The sequence below is a fragment of the Lysinibacillus phoenicis genome (assembly GCF_047238325.1).
Taxonomy (GTDB): Bacteria; Bacillota; Bacilli; order Bacillales_A; family Planococcaceae; genus Lysinibacillus; species Lysinibacillus irui.
Genome location: NZ_JBDFMP010000002.1, coordinates 4,432,055 through 4,448,388 on the forward strand (window position 1 = coordinate 4,432,055; position 16,334 = coordinate 4,448,388).

The following is a 16,334-nucleotide window of genomic DNA, read 5'->3' on the forward strand; positions in this document are numbered from 1 at the left end:
TAAGGATTAATCATTAATGACCAAAAGTATTAGGGAGTAACAATCTTTTCTATCTTGGATAAAACATGATCATTTTGTATATGAGTTTTATAAAAATCGTAGACAGGGGCTAGCTGCTCTTTAAAACGCTGTCTTTCTGAAGGGCTCATCGTATAAACAGTAAAATCAGCTTGCTGTTTGAGCTTTTCCATATCTTTTTCATTCATAAGTATTGCCTGTTCAAATTGCCATTCTGTTGTCTCTTTCATTGCAGAAATCAATTGATGTTGGATTTTTACAGGTAGAGAGTTCCAAAATGTTTCGTTCATTAAGACAGCATAGCCTAAAATTCCATGCTGAGTGATCGTCATATGCTTTTGTACTTTGTAAAACCCTTTAGAGTAAATATTAGAGGCTGTATTTTCTTGTGCATCAATTGCGTTTTTTTCTAAATCTGTAAAAACCTCACTAAAAGAAAGGGGAATTGGTGTTGCTTTCATTACTTCGAATTGTTTTTCTAAAATTTTACTTGGCATTGTTCGTATACGTAAGCCCTGTAAATCTTCAAATGTATGAATGGGTTGGTCGACAGACGTTAAATGCTTAAAGCCATTGTACCAAAAGCCCAGTCCCTTAATATGAAACGGTTCTAGCTCTTTTACTAATTGTTCCCCAATAGAACCTGTCAGGACTTCCTGTACTTCCTCATCTGTATTAAACAGATACGGTAAATCAAGCACCTGCCAATTAGGCACATATGCGGTCATCTTCGAAAAAGTGGGGATAATCATTTCCACGTCACCCTTTTGTAAGGCCTGAAACTCATTTTCATCATTAAATAAAGAGGAATTTGAGTACACATGGACTTTGACTTTCCCGTTTGTTTTCTCTTCTACTAACTCAGCAAATTTATTGGCTGCCTGTCCTTTTGGGGTATTTTCGGCTACCACATGACTTAAATGAATAGTAATTTGTGAGTCTAAGCCCTTTTGCTCATCATCATAGGGAAGCGGTTTAGCAAAGAGTAATCCTTGCTGAACACTGATTGCTACGATTAAAACAAAGACGGTTACAATCGTTCCAATAATAAATTTTTTCATTGAATACACCCAATTAATTCGTATTTTCTGATGTTTTTGTTATTCTAACATATGGAGTAAGCTAAAATATAGTAGGAGGGAGGCAATCATTTTGATATTTCAAAAGTTATCTATGCAGAGAAAAATTATGTCGCTGACTTTTTTTATTCTGATGCTTTCCTTTAGTATTGGTGGCACTTTTTTGTTGGGGTTTGTGATGAATGAACAAAAGACCCAACTTAGTGATCAAGCATTACTTGTGGCAAAAACCGTCTCACAGCTTCCCGAAATAAAAACCTATATAACCGATAAAAATTTTAATGAGGCGATACAACATATTAACCCAATAGTTGAAGAAATCCGTGATATAAATGGGGCGAAGTATATTGTTGTTTTAGATATGCAAAGACGCAAATACTCTCATCCAAATAGCGAGGAGCTTGGACGAATATCCCAATCTGGTGATTTAAACGCTGCTTTTTCAGAGCATTATTATACGTCAATCGCTCATGGGGGACATGGTGATATGGTTCGAGCATTTGTACCGATTATGAATAATAAGGGACAACAAATTGGTGTTACGATAGTTGGTTACAGTGTTCTTACCGTTGTAGAATTGCTGCAATCAATGCAAACAGAGCTTATCATTACTGTCATCTTATCATTAATCTTTAGTGCGTGGGGTGCGCGTACATTAGGGCTTCATATGAAAAAACAAATGTTTGGATTAGAGCCTCATGAAATTGCCAAAATGTATGTAGAACGGACAGAAACGTTTAATGCCATGCATGAAGGAATCATTGCCATCGACAATGATTTGACGATAACGATTTTTAATGAAAAAGCATGTGACATATTAGGTGTACATGAAAAACCATCTGCACTAATTGGTCAGAAAATTTTTCATGTCCTTCCCGATACTCGACTTCCTGAAATTTTGGAGCTAGATCAACCATTATTTAACCGTGAACTCTATATTAATAATCATAGTATTATGAGTAATCGTATTCCGATTCAAGTCAACGGAAAAACCGTCGGGGCAGTGGCAATGTTTAAAGATCGTACGGAAGTGAAAAAGCTTGCTGAAGAATTAACAGGTGTCAGGGCATTTGTACAAGCACTTCGTGTGCAAACACATGAGCATAAAAATAAACTGCATACTATAGCTGGTCTTTTACAGCTTGGACATCATGAACAGGCTTTGTCATACTTAACGCAAGTAAAAGAAGAACACGATGAAATCACCAACTTTTTAAATGAACGTATAAAAAATGAAAATATTTCAGGGCTTTTGCTTAGTAAAATTTCCTATGCAAAGGAACAAGGAATTCGTCTGGAAGTTGATCGTGAAAGTCGCTTAACGTCATTCCCACCTAACTTGGATCATCATGATTTTGTTATTCTATTTGGTAATTTAATAGAAAATGCTTTTGATGCTTTAAAGGATGCACAAGTTGAAGAGAAAGTGATTCATGTTTCAGTAGATGAAGACGATGATGTCTTAGCTATTTTAGTAACCGATAATGGTATAGGCATGACGGAGGAAATCAAGCAGCACATATTTGATAATGGTTATTCTACAAAAGAGCAAAAAGACCGAGGAATAGGGTTATTTTTAATAAAGGAAATCATTGAAAAAGGACAGGGTGATATCGAAGTCATCAGTGAACCTAACAAAGGAACGAGTTTTTTAATAACCTTTTATTATGCATAACAGGGAGGACGGACAGTGTTGCAGATCAAAGTATTATTAATTGAGGATGATCCGATGGTACGAGAGGTTAATCGTCAATTTATTGAAAAGGTTGAACATTTTCAAGTGATTGGACAAGCATCTAACGGTCTTGAAGGCATTACGCAAATACGTCACCATCAGCCTGATTTAATCTTTATGGATATTTTTATGCCAGAGCAAGATGGCATTACGAGCTTACGAAAAATACGTGAACTAGACCTACCAGTGGATGTTATTACCGTCACGGCTGCGAATGATATGGAGACAGTGAAACAAGTACTGCATCTAGGTGTCTTTGATTATATTATGAAGCCCTTTTCATTTGAACGGGTCAAAGGTACGCTTGATAATTATTTACGTTTTAAGAAGCAAACACAATCAGATCAGGAACTCACACAGCGGGAATTGGATCAATTATTTCATTATCGTGATGGGCAAACTAACGTGGAACAATCAGCTCCGCTAGGGTCGGAAAATAATCTTCCGAAAGGCTTTAATCGTACAACGCTTGAAAAGGTTGTGCACTTTTTACATTCGGTCGATGGTGCATCTGCAGAAGACGTAGCAAGTGGTGTAGGAATTGCTCGTGTCACCGCAAGAAGATATTTAGACTATTTAGAGAAACAAGAAGAAATTACAATGGATGTCCATTATGGAGGTATTGGGCGACCTATAAACTATTATTTTAGTAAATAAAGAAAATCCTGATTGGCCAAAAAGCAATCAGGATTTTTTGTTTTTATTAATAAGGCATAATTTTATCAACTGGTGTCGGTGTTTTAATCTTTGGTAAGATTTTCTCTAATGTCACCGTACGATTGATTATATGTGTAGCGGCATCATGTTCATCGAATTGCTCAAGGAAAGTAATAACCTCTTTGACAATTGGAGTTGGCGTTGAGGCACCTGCTGTAACTGCCACTTTATTAATGCCTTTTAACCATTCGATTTTAAGCTCCGAAACATCCGCAATTCGATAGGATGGTGTTCCTGCAATTTCAACGGAAACTTGTGTTAAGCGGTTTGAGTTATTGGATTTAGGATCTCCCACAACGATGAGTAAATCCGCTTCTCCAGCTTGCTGAGCGACAGCTTCTTGACGAACCTGTGTCGCTAAACAAATCTCTTTGTGTACCTCGATATGAGGGAATTTTTCTTTTAAACTATCCATTAAATGGGCAACATCCCATTGGCTCATTGTTGTTTGATTTGTCACCAGTAATTTATCATTCGTTAAATTTAACGCATCAATATCGTTTGAGGACTGTACTAAGTGGACATGATCAGGCGCAACCCCAATGGCCCCCTCTGGTTCGGGATGTCCTTTTTTTCCGATATAAATAATATCATAGCCTTCAGCCGATTTTTCACGAATTAAATCGTGGGTAACTGTTACATCAGGACATGTGGCATCAATGGACACTAAGCCTTTTCGCTTTGCAATCTCACGAATTTCAGGTGAAACACCATGTGCTGTGAAAATGACAGTACCGGTTTCAACTTGTTCAATAATTTCTAGGCGGTTTTCACCATCTAATGTGATGATTCCGTCCTTTTCAAACGCATCTGTGACATGTTTATTATGCACAATCATCCCTAAAATGTAGATAGGTCTTGGTAATGTTTTATCAAGTGCGGCATTCCGAGCGATGACCATCGCATCAACAACACCGTAGCAATAGCCACGTGGATTAATTTTTAATACTTGCATGGTTGTGACTCCTTTCAAGCTTACCTATCTACATTATAACGGACAGGGACGGCGAATACAAAGAAACGTTCATTTACATAGGTGGTTGGAAGATACGTGGTTTAGATGGAAGTGGTTCAGGAGGCGTATATGATGCACTTTGCCTTGATGATCGTCTACTTCCAGTTGAAGCTTTTTTATCACTTCCTGCAGTATCAGCGCTAGCTGACCCAGCGGATGGAAGGCCTTGGAATCCTTTGTATAACTTTAATAGCGAGGGTATATTTTTTACCATCGGCATTGCTTGTTGAATATAAGGTGTATAGGTCTTAGCTGTATTGAATAAGCTATTTGCTTGTTGTAAGAACGAACCGATTTTAGAAGGTTCCTGCACAGGTGGCGTTGGCATTTGCCCTCCGAAGGTACCTATTCCATTAGCCATCGGAAAGCCGCCTGGAATTCGTGGTTGAACAGGAAAGCCTCCAGGCTGGTAAAAGGACTGCGGTGACATTTGTGGTGGTGTTTGCATGGGCATTCTCATGCCACCGGGATACATAGGATATTGATAAGGTGGTCGAAATACCATAATGATCTCCTTTCTACTTGTTTTTCATTGATGACATACCTGACTATAGCTATGATATGCAAAGGCTAGTGGGAGGGTTCGATATAGAAACAGAAAACAATGATGACATAGGATCACTGTCTAAAGAAAATGGTCGTTTCTAACCGACAAAAACGGCGAGTGACAACTTCTCGGCGTTTTTCATGATGCTAAAAATTACAGTACCCAGGGTTTCTGGCATTGTGGTATTCGTATTTTTGATTGCATATTCTTCTTATTTCAAGTACCTTTGATAAGGGCTTTTGTTACGGTAATCATAAAACGTTTAAATTATGTTTATGCTTGTAATATATAGGATGTAAATATACCTTAAAGTTCGAATCATGGTACAATGAGAAAGATGTTAGGAGGAACGAATGATGTCAAAATATACTGATTACAATTTTCAGCCATTTTTGCAGGACGCCATTGCAAAACTAGGCTTTACAGAACCGACACCAATTCAAAAAGAAATTATTCCACTTTTATTAAAAGGGAAAAGTGCTATTGGACAGGCACATACAGGAACGGGGAAAACACATAGTTTTTTAATTCCGATAGTTCAACGTATTGATGTAGAGAGACAGGAAGTTCAGGCTGTTATTACTTCTCCTACACGCGAACTAGCACAACAAATATTTGATGCGTTAAATCAGTTAATAGAAGGAACAGCTATTCAAGCAAAGCTATTTATTGGGGGTACGGACAAGCAACGCTCCATTGATAAATTAAAAACACAACCACAAATAGTTGTTGGGACACCTGGACGTATTCGTGATCTTGTTTCAGCACAAGCGTTATTTGTGCATACGGCACCAATCCTAGTTGTTGATGAAGCTGATTTAGCTTTTGATATGGGCTTTATCGAGGATATTGATGGATTTGCTTCTCAAATGCCAGAGAAGCTTGAAATGTTTGTATTCTCTGCAACGATTCCTGAAAAACTTCAGCCTTTCTTAAAAAAATATATGGATGCCCCAGTGCATATTCAAATGAACGATAAGCGACCAGTGGCAGAGGGTATTGATTTTGTGCTTGTGCCAGTACGCTCTAAATCGCGTAATAAACGTTTATTAGAAGTAATTGAAGGTATTAATCCGTTTTTAGCTGTTATTTTTACTAATACACGTAAAACAGCTGAGCAAGTTGCCGGTTATTTAAATGAACATGGTATCCGTTGTGGACAAATCCATGGTGATTTAAGTCCACGTGATCGTAAAAAGATGATGAAACAAATTCGCGATCTAGAATATCAATACATTGTTGCGACTGATTTAGCAGCACGTGGTATCGATATTCAAGGAATTTCCCATGTTATCAATTACGAAATTCCAGAGGACCTAGAATTCTTTATTCACCGTGTTGGACGTACAGCCCGTGCAGGTAATAAAGGAACTGCCATTACTTTATTTGAGCCATCTGATGAAGATGCAGTAGTTCGTGTAGAGAAAATGGGTATTCCTTTTGTGCAAAAAGACGTTAAAAATGGAGAATGGTCTGAGTTAAAAGAGCGTCATGCACGTAAAAATCGCGTGAAACAAGAGAATGAAATCGATGTGAAAGCGAAGGCATTGGTGCGTAAGCCTAAAAAGGTTAAACCAGGCTATAAGCGTAATATGAAATGGGAAATGGAAAAAATAAAAAAACGTGAACGTCGTTTAAAAGCGCGAGGTAAAAAATAGGGGGTTTTTTACATGCTACTTGGCTCACATGTTTCAATGAGTGGGAAAGAGATGTTGCTTGGCTCAAGTAAAGAAGCACTGTCATATGGAGCAAATACATTCATGATTTATACAGGAGCACCGCAAAACACACGTCGTAAAGCGATTGCCGATCTGAACATTATGAATGGTCTACTTCATATGAAAGAGCATGGTATGACAAATATTGTTGTGCATGCTCCTTACATTATCAATATTGCGAATACGGAAAAACCAGAAACATTCCGTCTTGGAGTCGATTTTCTACAATCAGAAATTGAACGCACAGCAGCACTAGAGGCAACGCAAATTGTCTTGCACCCTGGTGCGCATGTAGGTGCGGGTGCTGAAGCTGGAATTGCGAAAATTGTTGAAGGCTTGAATGAGGTATTATCGCAGGATTTCCCTGTTCAAATTGCATTAGAAACAATGGCGGGGAAGGGGACCGAATGTGGTCGTTCCTTTGAAGAGCTTGCTAAAATTATTGATGGTGTCACACATAATGAACGTCTTTCTGTATGCTTTGATACATGTCACACACATGATGCTGGCTATAATATTGTTGAAGATTTTGATGGCGTGCTAGAAGAATTTGATAAAATAATAGGCATAGATCGCATCAAAGTTCTACACATTAATGATTCAAAAAATGTGCGAGGCGCCCGTAAAGACCGCCATGAAAATATTGGCTTTGGCCATATCGGTTTTGACGCATTAAACTATGTAGTGCATCATCCGCAATTAATGGATATTCCTAAAATTTTAGAAACGCCATTTGTGCCTTCAAACAGTGATAGTAAATCGAAGGCAGCACCTTATAAAGTTGAAATTGAGATGTTGCGTAACGGCACATTTAAGCCTGAGCTAATTGAAGCGTTAAAAGGGTAACGAACAAGTGCCCGAAATCAGTCGATGATGCTGATTTCGGGCACTATTTTGTTATTTTGTAAATAATGCAATAAGTTGACGTGAGCGCTTTCTACCTAATACTGCCTCCACTTCTACAAGGATGTCTTTAGGAATACCTAAAAATAGCCAAGAGAATGTGAATTGCTCCAAATAAGGGCGCAATTTTTTTACCTCAGAAGTCGTAATGTCGAAGCCTTCTTCACGAGCAATCGCGACAATTTCCTTATCAGAGCTTTGTGCTAGTTGCTGTAAAAATTGAATACTCAAAGTCAATCCTCCTTTATCACATGTTATTTTTCACGAAATCATGTACACACTTGCGATTTAGCCATTTGTTAAACATCCATCTTCTTTTCTTTACAAAAACTGCACTTTCCTATATACTTACAACTTGTAAATCGTAATGATTTTGAATTAGAAAGAAGCGATCATGCATGAAGACAACACTTATTGACATCGAAAATGTGTCATTTCAATATGACTATACGCAAGTTTTAAAAAACATTTCTTTTCGTGTAGAAGAGGGTGATTTTTTAGCACTTCTAGGTCCGAATGGTTCGGGCAAATCAACATTATTAAAAATCATTTTAGGTTTATTAAAGCCTCTATCAGGGGAGATCAAATTATTTGGCGAACCAAGCGCAACCTTTAAACATCGCGAATGGATTGGGTATGTCTCGCAAAAATCAAATGCCTTTAATTCTGGATTCCCAGCAACCGTTCAAGAGGTCGTGAAAAGTGGATTAACGAAAAAATTAGGGCTTTTTAAAAGACCAGGACGAGATGCCAAAGGGAAGGTCCAAGAAGCATTAAAGGCTGTTGGTATGGATGCTTTTATGCATCGGAATATTGGTGAACTATCAGGTGGACAACAACAACGAGTTTTTATTGCGAGAGCTTTAGTTAGTGATCCCAAATTGCTCATTTTAGATGAGCCAACTGTCGGTATTGATCATGAGAATGTGCAGTCATTTTATGATATGCTGGCGAAATTAAATCGGGAACAAGGAATTACGATGATTCTTGTCACACACGATGTCGATACGGTATCGAATCGCATTAGCCATGTGGCATGCTTAAATCAAACAATTCATTTTCACGGCTATAAAAATGAATTTGATACTATTTCACAGGATGCACTAGACGCTTGGTATGGTCATTCTGTAAGAAAGATTCATTAGAAGGGGAAGGCACTATGATTGAAGCAATTTTACATTATGAATTTTTACAAAATGCCTTTTTCTCTGGGTTATTAATAGGCATTCTAGCGCCACTTTTAGGTGTGTTTATTGTTGTACGTAGGTTATCCTTGATTGCGGATGCTTTATCACATGTCACACTTGCTGGAATAGCCGGGAGCTTATATATCAGTCAATCGGTAACAGCATTAGCCTTGCTCAATCCTATCTATCTAGGAATACTAGCATCTGTTAGTGGCTCTATTTTAATTGAGCGACTAAGACGCTTGTATAAGCATTATGAGGAGCTTGCCATTCCTATCATTATGTCAGGAGGCATTGGGATTAGTGCGATCTTTATCTCCCTTGCCAGTGGCTTTAGCACAGATTTAATGAGCTATTTATTTGGCTCGGTATCTGCTGTGTCTCGTCAAGATTTATGGGTCGTTATTGGAATTGCTGCTGTTGTCATTCTCTTTTTGTTTTTATTTTTTAAGGAACTGTTTGTTTTATCGTTTGATGAGGAATATGCGAAGGCAAGTGGACTGCCTGCAAGATGGGTTCATCTTTTATTTATGATTGTGACGGCGCTTGTTATTGCGGCGAGTATGCGTATAGTAGGTATCTTATTAGTATCCTCGCTGATGACGTTACCTGTCGCGGCTGCGATGCGCTTAGCAAAAGGCTTTAAGCAAACCATCATCTATGCAATTATTTTTGGAGAAACTGCTGTATTAATTGGTTTAATCAGTGCATTTTATATGGATTTAGCGCCTGGAGGTACGATTGTTGTCACATCGATTTTAATCTTGTTACTTGTCATCCTAGGAAAGAAAGTGGCATTTAAAATGGCTGCAAAGCAGGGGGAGGTAGCGTAATGAATATTTCAAGAGCGTGGGAAATATTAAAAGAAAATGGCTATAAAAAAACAGATAAACGAGAATTAATATTAGATATGTTTGCTGCAACAGATAAATATCTAACAGCCCGAGATTTATTGGATGTTTTAAAAAAGGATTTTCCAGGGATGAGCTTTGATACGATCTATCGCAACCTTGCTACTTTTGTGAAGCTTGGAATATTAGAAGAAACGGAGCTTTCTGGTGAACGAAATTTTCGAATGCACTGTGAATCTGCTCATCATCACCATCATTTCATCTGCATGGATTGTGGGAATGTTAAAGAGCTTAATCTTTGTCCGATGGAAATGCTGGGAGAAAAATTGCCTGACTATGAGATTGAAAATCATAAGTTTGAAATCTATGGCAAATGCCCGGATTGTAAGCATGAAACTCTGTCAAATGAATACTGACAGAGTTTTTTCTGTGTAAAAAGAGGGTAGTTCCTGTATAGGGCTACCCTCTCAACTTATTAAGCTGCTGTTCTACGAATCGCAACAATTTTATTACAATCTACAATTAAAGGAGATGCAGCTGCACCTGGCTCAAAGAAGTATGCACAGCAATTTCGTGGATCAAAGGAAATGAAAGTCACACCTAAGAAGCTAATACCGCCAGATAAGAATATATCTAGTGTAGTTGCAAGCTCTAATTTTCTTAATTGTTGGCAAATACAACCTCTACAATTACTGCTCATTTTTGGTGTACATTTTTCTTCTTTTTCGCAAGAACATTTTTCTTCTTTTTCTTTGCGACAATGACATTTTTCCTCTTTTTTCTGACATTTACAGCCTTGCCAGTTCATATGAGTCATATATCGTCTATCTTCCATTGTAATACCTCCCTTCTTCTAGTTTCGTAAGGGTACCCTTACAGTAATAATCTATGTTTGGTGAGGAAAGAGAGGTTGGCAATATGTCCGATAGGCTACTCAATAATCTATATTTTTCTCAAAATCTTGCGTAGTGAGGAAAGCCCTAAGTAAAAAAAATGCTATAAATGCTAAAGCAAGATATTCATATCGGGATAGATTTGCGGTTACACCCACAAAAAAACGACGAGTCATTACAGAAACGTAAATCTTCGTCGTCTACCCTATGATTATTGATGTTTTTGTTGGAAATCTACCATAAAGTCTCGTAAAGCTTCACAAGCCTCAAGAGGTACCGCATTGTAAGTAGAAGCACGACAGCCACCTACAGATCGATGCCCATTTAGTCCAACAAAGCCGGCAGCTTTTGCTTCAGCAAGGAATTGTTTTTCAAGCTCCTCATCTGTCACACGGAATGTAATGTTCATTAATGAACGGCTATCAGTTGTAGCATGGCCTTTATAAAAGCCATTACTATGATCAATGGCATCATAAATTACTTTTGCCTTTAATTCATTGTGTTTTTCAATTTCAGCTACGCCACCTTTAGATTCTACCCATTTCAATACTTCTCCTAGCATGTAGATTCCAAATGTCGGTGGTGTGTTATAAAGCGAATTACTATCGGCATGTGTTGTGTATTTCAGCATAGTTGGAATATTTTTATTCGCTTTTTCTAGTAAATCTTTGCGAATGATGACAACCGTTACACCTGAAGGCCCAAGGTTTTTTTGAGCTCCTGCATAGATGATTCCGAACTTTTCAATATCCACTGGCTTTGACAAAATATCACTAGACATGTCAGCAACTAATGGCACATTTCCTGTATCCGGATAATTTCTCCACTGTGTACCGTAAATTGTATTGTTGGATGTAATGTGAACATAAGCATCATCATCATTGAATTGAATGTCTTCTAAGGCAGGAATATTACGGTATTGATTGTCTTTTGTACTGGCCGCTTCAACAGGTGTACCAAACAATTTAGCTTCCTTGAAGGCTTTCTCAGACCATGAACCAGATAGTACATAGCTAGCTTTTTGATCAGCTGTCAAAAAGTTCATAGGAACCATTGTAAATTGAAGGCTTGCTCCACCTTGTAGGAATAGTACCTCATAGTTTTCTGGAATGGCATATAGTTTTTTTAATAAAGCAATAGCTTCGTTATGTACGTCGTCAAAAATAGCACTGCGGTGACTCATTTCCATTATGGACATACCTGAATCACGGAAGTTTACTAATTGCTGTTGAGCTCTTTCTAATACTTCTTGTGGAAGTGCAGATGGACCTGCGTTGAAATTGTATGCACGTTGTGTCAAAGTGGTACACTCCTTGTTTGGTTAATAACAGAACTTTACTGGATTATACCGTAATTTTCAAGAGAAAAAATAAAATTCTTAATATTTGAGCAGAATAGCGACAGGCTCGCAACAAAATGTACACAATTGAGCATGTTTTTCGGAGTAAACACGAACGAAACGAAGTTATTTTTTGAAATGAAATGATATTTTTCGTGTTTAAAATATTTTTGTTGAAATATTCGTTTTTAATGTTCGTGTTTCTAGTTGGGTAAATGCTTCGATCTAGATGCCCTGAAATTTGATGTTTGATAAAAGAATTACCTTTCTTTACGACAGGTAATGCAAGTTTTTTGTATAATAATTTAGAGAATAGAAAACGAGGTGTTCATAATGTTTACAGTAGAGAAAGCTTGTTTAGTAGTTGTGGACGTACAAGGAAAGTTAGCGACAATTGTAGATGATAGTGAAGTGATGATTGAAAATGTAGCAAAGTTAGTACAAGCCATGCAAGCCCTTGAAGTACCTACATTATGGCTAGAACAAAACCCTAGTCGTTTAGGAGGAACAGCACTAGATATAGCCCAGCATTTACAAGGACAACCTATTGCTAAAATGGCCTTTAGCGCATGGCAAGAAGAGTCATTTGTAAAGGAATTGAAAGAAACGGGACGTACACAATTTATTGTAACAGGCATTGAAACACATATTTGTGTGTACCAAACAGCAAGACAATTAAAGGAACAGGGGTTTGAAGTAGAGGTTGTAGTAGATGCCGTTTCTTCTCGTACTAAGGCAAATAAAGAAATCGGACTGAGCAAGCTGAATGCACTCGGAATACATTCAACTAGTACTGAAATGATTTTATATGAGCTTTTACAACGTGCTGACCATCCACAATTTAAAACCATTTTACAGCTTGTAAAGTAGAGTTCATCAAAAATAAACTATTGGCTTTATCATACAATCATTGTAATAACAACGATCGGCCCTATATATTTTGCAATTAAGATAATATTTTACCCATTTTATTCACTTTCATATTACGATGAACTTCACTAAGAACCACTGCTATGACCAAATTGTCCATATTTCAATTCAATCCCAGCAATTGGATGTGAATAAAACCATAATATTGTTGCACATTTCTATCGAAAGTGTTTTTTATATATCATCCTTCGAATAGGGAAGAAAAACCACTTGAAACAATATAGAGGCTTTTCCAAAATATACTTTCATATAATAAAAAGTAAAGGGCAGAAACGTTGTTCAGCGTTTCTGCCTTTCAATTTCATATTTATTTTACTCATATCTATTATTTCATGGACAAGAAACCTTCCACTACAATACACAAAAGTGATCCTTTTTTATGCAGGCATCTCAGTTGGTGTTGGTTTAGCATAGCCCTCTTTATAAGTATCATCAATGTACTGACGAATTTCTTTTAGGCTCTTTCCTTCTTTATGCAGTTGTGCTGACTGGACAGCAATCTCCAAGCAAACTAAACACCTTGTTCCATGATCATCCCAGACGATGGAACCATCCTCGCGTTTTTCCTGAATAAAGCAATTTAAATTATTTTTGTGGCCAGCTGATTCGCCACAGCCGCAATAACATGGCATCCATTCTAGGATCTCAGTTGATTGACCAGCGATTTGATAAACTAAGCGAATCTTTTCTTGTTTATCTTCTAAAAAGGATGGAAGGATGTCTGCAGAAGCGGTTTCCTCCTGAATATCACCTGTAGCATGTGAGTGACCTTCATGTGAAGCTTCCTGAGTTTTTTGGTTGGCTTCAGCCTCTTTTTTATCTTCCCCACATGCACTTAATAACAGTAAAGCCAATATAACAAAAATAGAAAGTGTTTTCTTCAAATATAGCGCCTCCTACATGTTTACAATACTTCCATTATAACATTGTTCTCTTAAACATTTACAGGCAGCCTTGTTGCAAATCAATGAAATATATCTAATCCACGTGTTTTGTTCATGAAATGTTCCATTTTCTCGCTCAATAACTTTTTTAAGAAAAAGCCAAACAGGATAAAAATAAACCAGAAACCAATTAAGAAGATGAGATCTGTCCAGACAGATGTCCAAATAATCCCTCCAACTGCCTCACGCATCATTTCAATGGCATAGGTAAAAGGTAAAAAAGGATTGATTAGTTGGAAAAACCTTGGTAGTAATTCGATCGGATAAGTTCCACCAGAGCCAGCAATTTGCAGAACGAGCATCACAATAGCTAATGCTTTACCTACATTCCCAAAGACAGATACGAGTGTGTAGACTACGGTTATAAATACGAGACTGATGAAAAGACCAAATAATACAAAATAGGCGGGTGCTTGAATAGACCCATCAAGTAAGAAAATATCTCCGATGGTAATAATAAGTGTTTGAATAAAAGAAAATGTTGCAAATGTTAATAGTCGGCCAAAGTAAATTTCTCGAATACTGTAAGACGTATCTCCATGAAGATTCACAGATAATAAGGAAATTAATAATAAACATCCAACCCAAATAGATAGTACAGTGTAAAACGGTGTCATGGCCGTGCCATAGTTTGCAATTGGGAATACGCGATGTTCCTTTAGTTTAATGGGTTCCTCAAAAAAGTCACGTTCAGCATTGACATCATTTTTTAATAATTGCACAATCTCAGCAATGTCTGCTTCCTCTTCAAGTGTACGTAGTTTATTTGCTAATTCTTTAATTTTTGAACTTAAAGTTGGAAATTCCGTTTGTATTTTTTGAATGGCATTATTGGCTGTTCCTAGTGTATTTTTGGCCTGTGTTAATTTATCTTTTGCCTGAGGAATGAATTGTTTTACATTGGTCAGCATCGTCGAAGCATTCGTTAATGTCTGTTGAGCACTAGATAACGTCGATCGAAGTTGCGGTTCTAAACTATCGTTATAGTACGATAGAAATTTTTGCAAATTGGCCGTTGCGTTTTGTGCGATTTGTTGTATGGCAGCGACATCTTGTTTGATGACTTCTTTATCAATAGGCTTTATTTGTTCTATTTTATTTAGAACATCATCATGTAAAGTGTGCAATTGTTGTAATGCGTTAAGTGCGCCTGTAGTTGAATCATTAAAGCTTGGATTACGCTGTAAGGCTTCTCGAATCGTTGTAAGCTGTTCAATGAGTTGTTGGTTGTCTTCGGCATTACTTTCCTGTAAAGAAGTGATGACAGCAGTTAAGGAATCAACCAATTGCTTACGAGTGGTAGCATCTGCTTGAATTAATTTTTGCAATGCTTCCAGCGTTTGAATGCTATTGCTTATGTTATCTTTGGACTTTGTCAATTGATTTTTAATTGCCTCTTTCTTTTCTGCAATAGAAGTTGGATCGACGTTAATATTATTTAATTTAGTAATGATATCTGAAAAATGTTGTGCAATCTGTTGGACAGTTGCGACATCCTTTTTAATAACTGGAGATAGCTCATTAAATAGAGCATCCGCTTCATTTACTAAATGTAAACCCTTCTGAATGGTCGTTAAACCGTCCGTTGTCAATTGTTCCACTTGGGGTATTTGTGTAAGAGCTTGATTCAATAATTGATTGGCATCTTTTCCTTGCTTAGATGCTTGTGTTAAAAATGAGTTGATATCAGGTAAATGCTGTTCTATGGTAAAGACATAGTTTTCAAATTTGCGGAAATCAGGAATATCACGTTCCATTTCAACGCCAATTGTATTAAAAATAGAAAAAAGAGTGCCATTAACAGTCGATACAAATTCATTCGAAACCTGCTGAGTAAGAACACTTGCTCCTTTACTTGTTATTTTAGGGGCAATAGGATTCTTTTTTTCGTTTACATAATAGTCGATATGGGCTTTCGTTGGTTGATCTGTAAGAATCGACGTTAGCTTTTCGGAAAAATCTTTGGGAATGACTATGGCGGCAAAGTAATCGCCATTTTTTAAATGATCAATCGCTTTTTTCTCCGTTTCTAACTCCCAAGTAAAACTTTTATTTGTCCGTAAATTTTCTATAACTTCCTTTCCGACATTGATTGTATCCCCTCGGACATTTGTTCCAGTATCTTCATTTACAATAGCAATCTTCATATTAGATGTGTGGGCGTATGGGTCCATGGAGGCATAAATATTAAGCCAGGCATAAAGAGATGGAAGGAAGATGAGCCCTCCTATAATGACAGCTACAACCCAGTTTGTAACAATGTTGCGAATATCCTTTGAATAAATTTGAAACACATGCTGAAACGAGTTTTTCATTTAATCACCCCACATTCAAATTTTGCATGAACTCTCATTATGTATGTTCCCAAATTCACTTAAAATTATGTTATAAATGTGAAATATCTTCATTTAAAGGCAAATTAGTTTACTAGGTTTTTGAAAAACTTTATAATCAATCG

General features: G+C 37.1%; 16 protein-coding genes. 8 read left to right on the forward strand and 8 right to left on the reverse strand.

Features of this window, described 5'->3' with window-relative positions:
- Window positions 1-29: 29 nt before the first annotated feature.
- Entirely contained in the window at window positions 30-1,079 is a 1,050-nt protein-coding gene (locus ABC382_RS23730; protein WP_341386584.1) for a TRAP transporter substrate-binding protein, read from the reverse strand.
- Window positions 1,080-1,191: 112 nt separating this feature from the next.
- Here ABC382_RS23730 and ABC382_RS23735 point away from each other — a divergent pair, with 112 nt between their 5' ends.
- Both ABC382_RS23735 and ABC382_RS23740 read left to right on the forward strand, forming a co-directional pair.
- A complete protein-coding gene (locus ABC382_RS23735) occupies window positions 1,192-2,772 on the forward strand; it encodes an ATP-binding protein (protein ID WP_431812197.1) in 1,581 nt (526 codons plus the stop codon).
- Between the two features lie 15 nt (window positions 2,773-2,787).
- Window positions 2,788-3,489, forward strand: a complete 702-nt coding sequence (locus ABC382_RS23740; RefSeq protein WP_274793776.1) for a response regulator — start codon at window positions 2,788-2,790, stop codon at window positions 3,487-3,489.
- A gap of 46 nt (window positions 3,490-3,535) precedes the next feature.
- Here the strand turns inward: ABC382_RS23740 and ABC382_RS23745 are convergent, their stop codons facing one another.
- The gene (locus ABC382_RS23745) at window positions 3,536-4,504 is read right to left on the reverse strand and encodes a 4-hydroxy-3-methylbut-2-enyl diphosphate reductase (RefSeq protein ID WP_274793775.1); all 969 of its coding nucleotides are present in this window, start codon (window positions 4,502-4,504) and stop codon (window positions 3,536-3,538) included.
- A gap of 73 nt (window positions 4,505-4,577) precedes the next feature.
- The gene (vrrA, locus tag ABC382_RS23750; RefSeq protein WP_274793774.1) at window positions 4,578-5,069 is read right to left on the reverse strand and encodes a VrrA/YqfQ family protein; all 492 of its coding nucleotides are present in this window, start codon (window positions 5,067-5,069) and stop codon (window positions 4,578-4,580) included.
- 398 nt (window positions 5,070-5,467) lie between these two features.
- Between vrrA and ABC382_RS23755 the strand changes: the two genes are divergently transcribed.
- Window positions 5,468-6,769, forward strand: coding sequence for a DEAD/DEAH box helicase (locus tag ABC382_RS23755; RefSeq protein WP_274797354.1), 1,302 nt, complete (start codon window positions 5,468-5,470; stop codon window positions 6,767-6,769).
- A 12-nt stretch (window positions 6,770-6,781) separates the two neighbouring features.
- A complete protein-coding gene (locus ABC382_RS23760) occupies window positions 6,782-7,675 on the forward strand; it encodes a deoxyribonuclease IV (RefSeq protein ID WP_322611579.1) in 894 nt (297 codons plus the stop codon).
- 51 nt (window positions 7,676-7,726) lie between these two features.
- On the opposite strand, the gene ABC382_RS23765 is transcribed toward ABC382_RS23760, so the two are convergent.
- Complete coding sequence (locus tag ABC382_RS23765) at window positions 7,727-7,963, reverse strand: Nif11 family protein (RefSeq protein ID WP_274793772.1); 237 nt, start codon at window positions 7,961-7,963, stop codon at window positions 7,727-7,729.
- A 167-nt stretch (window positions 7,964-8,130) separates the two neighbouring features.
- Here ABC382_RS23765 and ABC382_RS23770 point away from each other — a divergent pair, with 167 nt between their 5' ends.
- The 3 genes from ABC382_RS23770 to ABC382_RS23780 are packed head-to-tail and all read left to right on the forward strand — an operon-like array spanning window position 8,131 to window position 10,186.
- The gene (locus ABC382_RS23770) at window positions 8,131-8,877 is read left to right on the forward strand and encodes a metal ABC transporter ATP-binding protein (RefSeq protein WP_274793771.1); all 747 of its coding nucleotides are present in this window, start codon (window positions 8,131-8,133) and stop codon (window positions 8,875-8,877) included.
- Window positions 8,878-8,891: 14 nt separating this feature from the next.
- Entirely contained in the window at window positions 8,892-9,752 is an 861-nt protein-coding gene (locus ABC382_RS23775) for a metal ABC transporter permease (protein ID WP_274793770.1), read from the forward strand.
- On the forward strand, window positions 9,752-10,186 hold the full coding sequence (locus tag ABC382_RS23780) for a Fur family transcriptional regulator (protein ID WP_274793769.1): 435 nt from the start codon (window positions 9,752-9,754) through the stop codon (window positions 10,184-10,186). Before ABC382_RS23775 ends, ABC382_RS23780 begins: the two co-directional genes overlap by 1 nt.
- Before the next feature lie 59 nt (window positions 10,187-10,245).
- Here the strand turns inward: ABC382_RS23780 and ABC382_RS23785 are convergent, their stop codons facing one another.
- On the reverse strand, window positions 10,246-10,605 hold the full coding sequence (locus ABC382_RS23785; protein ID WP_274793768.1) for a hypothetical protein: 360 nt from the start codon (window positions 10,603-10,605) through the stop codon (window positions 10,246-10,248).
- Between the two features lie 269 nt (window positions 10,606-10,874).
- Window positions 10,875-11,963: a 3-phosphoserine/phosphohydroxythreonine transaminase gene (serC, locus tag ABC382_RS23790; RefSeq protein ID WP_322611578.1), complete on the reverse strand. Its 1,089-nt coding sequence runs from the start codon at window positions 11,961-11,963 to the stop codon at window positions 10,875-10,877.
- Window positions 11,964-12,335: 372 nt separating this feature from the next.
- On the opposite strand from serC, the gene ABC382_RS23795 reads away from it, so the two are divergent.
- Window positions 12,336-12,872 (forward strand): hydrolase, encoded by a 537-nt coding sequence (locus tag ABC382_RS23795; protein WP_274793766.1) that lies wholly within the window; start codon window positions 12,336-12,338, stop codon window positions 12,870-12,872.
- Between the two features lie 437 nt (window positions 12,873-13,309).
- On the opposite strand, the gene ABC382_RS23800 is transcribed toward ABC382_RS23795, so the two are convergent.
- On the reverse strand, window positions 13,310-13,816 hold the full coding sequence (locus tag ABC382_RS23800; protein WP_274793765.1) for a PCYCGC motif-containing (lipo)protein: 507 nt from the start codon (window positions 13,814-13,816) through the stop codon (window positions 13,310-13,312).
- Window positions 13,817-13,896: 80 nt separating this feature from the next.
- On the reverse strand, window positions 13,897-16,191 hold the full coding sequence (locus ABC382_RS23805; protein ID WP_274793764.1) for a YhgE/Pip domain-containing protein: 2,295 nt from the start codon (window positions 16,189-16,191) through the stop codon (window positions 13,897-13,899).
- Between the last annotated feature and the right edge of the window lie 143 nt (window positions 16,192-16,334).

Excerpts from the sequence above, each read along its gene's own strand:
- ABC382_RS23780 (WP_274793769.1), top strand. The coding sequence starts at position 9,752 with ATGAATATTTCAAGAGCGTGGGAAATATTAAAAGAAAATGGCTATAAA.
- ABC382_RS23755 (WP_274797354.1), top strand. The coding sequence starts at position 5,468 with ATGTCAAAATATACTGATTACAATTTTCAGCCATTTTTGCAGGACGCC.
- ABC382_RS23785 (WP_274793768.1), bottom strand. The coding sequence starts at position 10,605 with ATGGAAGATAGACGATATATGACTCATATGAACTGGCAAGGCTGTAAA.
- ABC382_RS23805 (WP_274793764.1), bottom strand. The coding sequence starts at position 16,191 with ATGAAAAACTCGTTTCAGCATGTGTTTCAAATTTATTCAAAGGATATT.
- ABC382_RS23770 (WP_274793771.1), top strand. The coding sequence starts at position 8,131 with ATGAAGACAACACTTATTGACATCGAAAATGTGTCATTTCAATATGAC.
- vrrA (WP_274793774.1), bottom strand. The coding sequence starts at position 5,069 with ATGGTATTTCGACCACCTTATCAATATCCTATGTATCCCGGTGGCATG.
- ABC382_RS23745 (WP_274793775.1), bottom strand. The coding sequence starts at position 4,504 with ATGCAAGTATTAAAAATTAATCCACGTGGCTATTGCTACGGTGTTGTT.
- ABC382_RS23795 (WP_274793766.1), top strand. The coding sequence starts at position 12,336 with ATGTTTACAGTAGAGAAAGCTTGTTTAGTAGTTGTGGACGTACAAGGA.
- ABC382_RS23730 (WP_341386584.1), bottom strand. The coding sequence starts at position 1,079 with ATGAAAAAATTTATTATTGGAACGATTGTAACCGTCTTTGTTTTAATC.
- ABC382_RS23775 (WP_274793770.1), top strand. The coding sequence starts at position 8,892 with ATGATTGAAGCAATTTTACATTATGAATTTTTACAAAATGCCTTTTTC.
- ABC382_RS23760 (WP_322611579.1), top strand. The coding sequence starts at position 6,782 with ATGCTACTTGGCTCACATGTTTCAATGAGTGGGAAAGAGATGTTGCTT.
- ABC382_RS23735 (WP_431812197.1), top strand. The coding sequence starts at position 1,192 with ATGCAGAGAAAAATTATGTCGCTGACTTTTTTTATTCTGATGCTTTCC.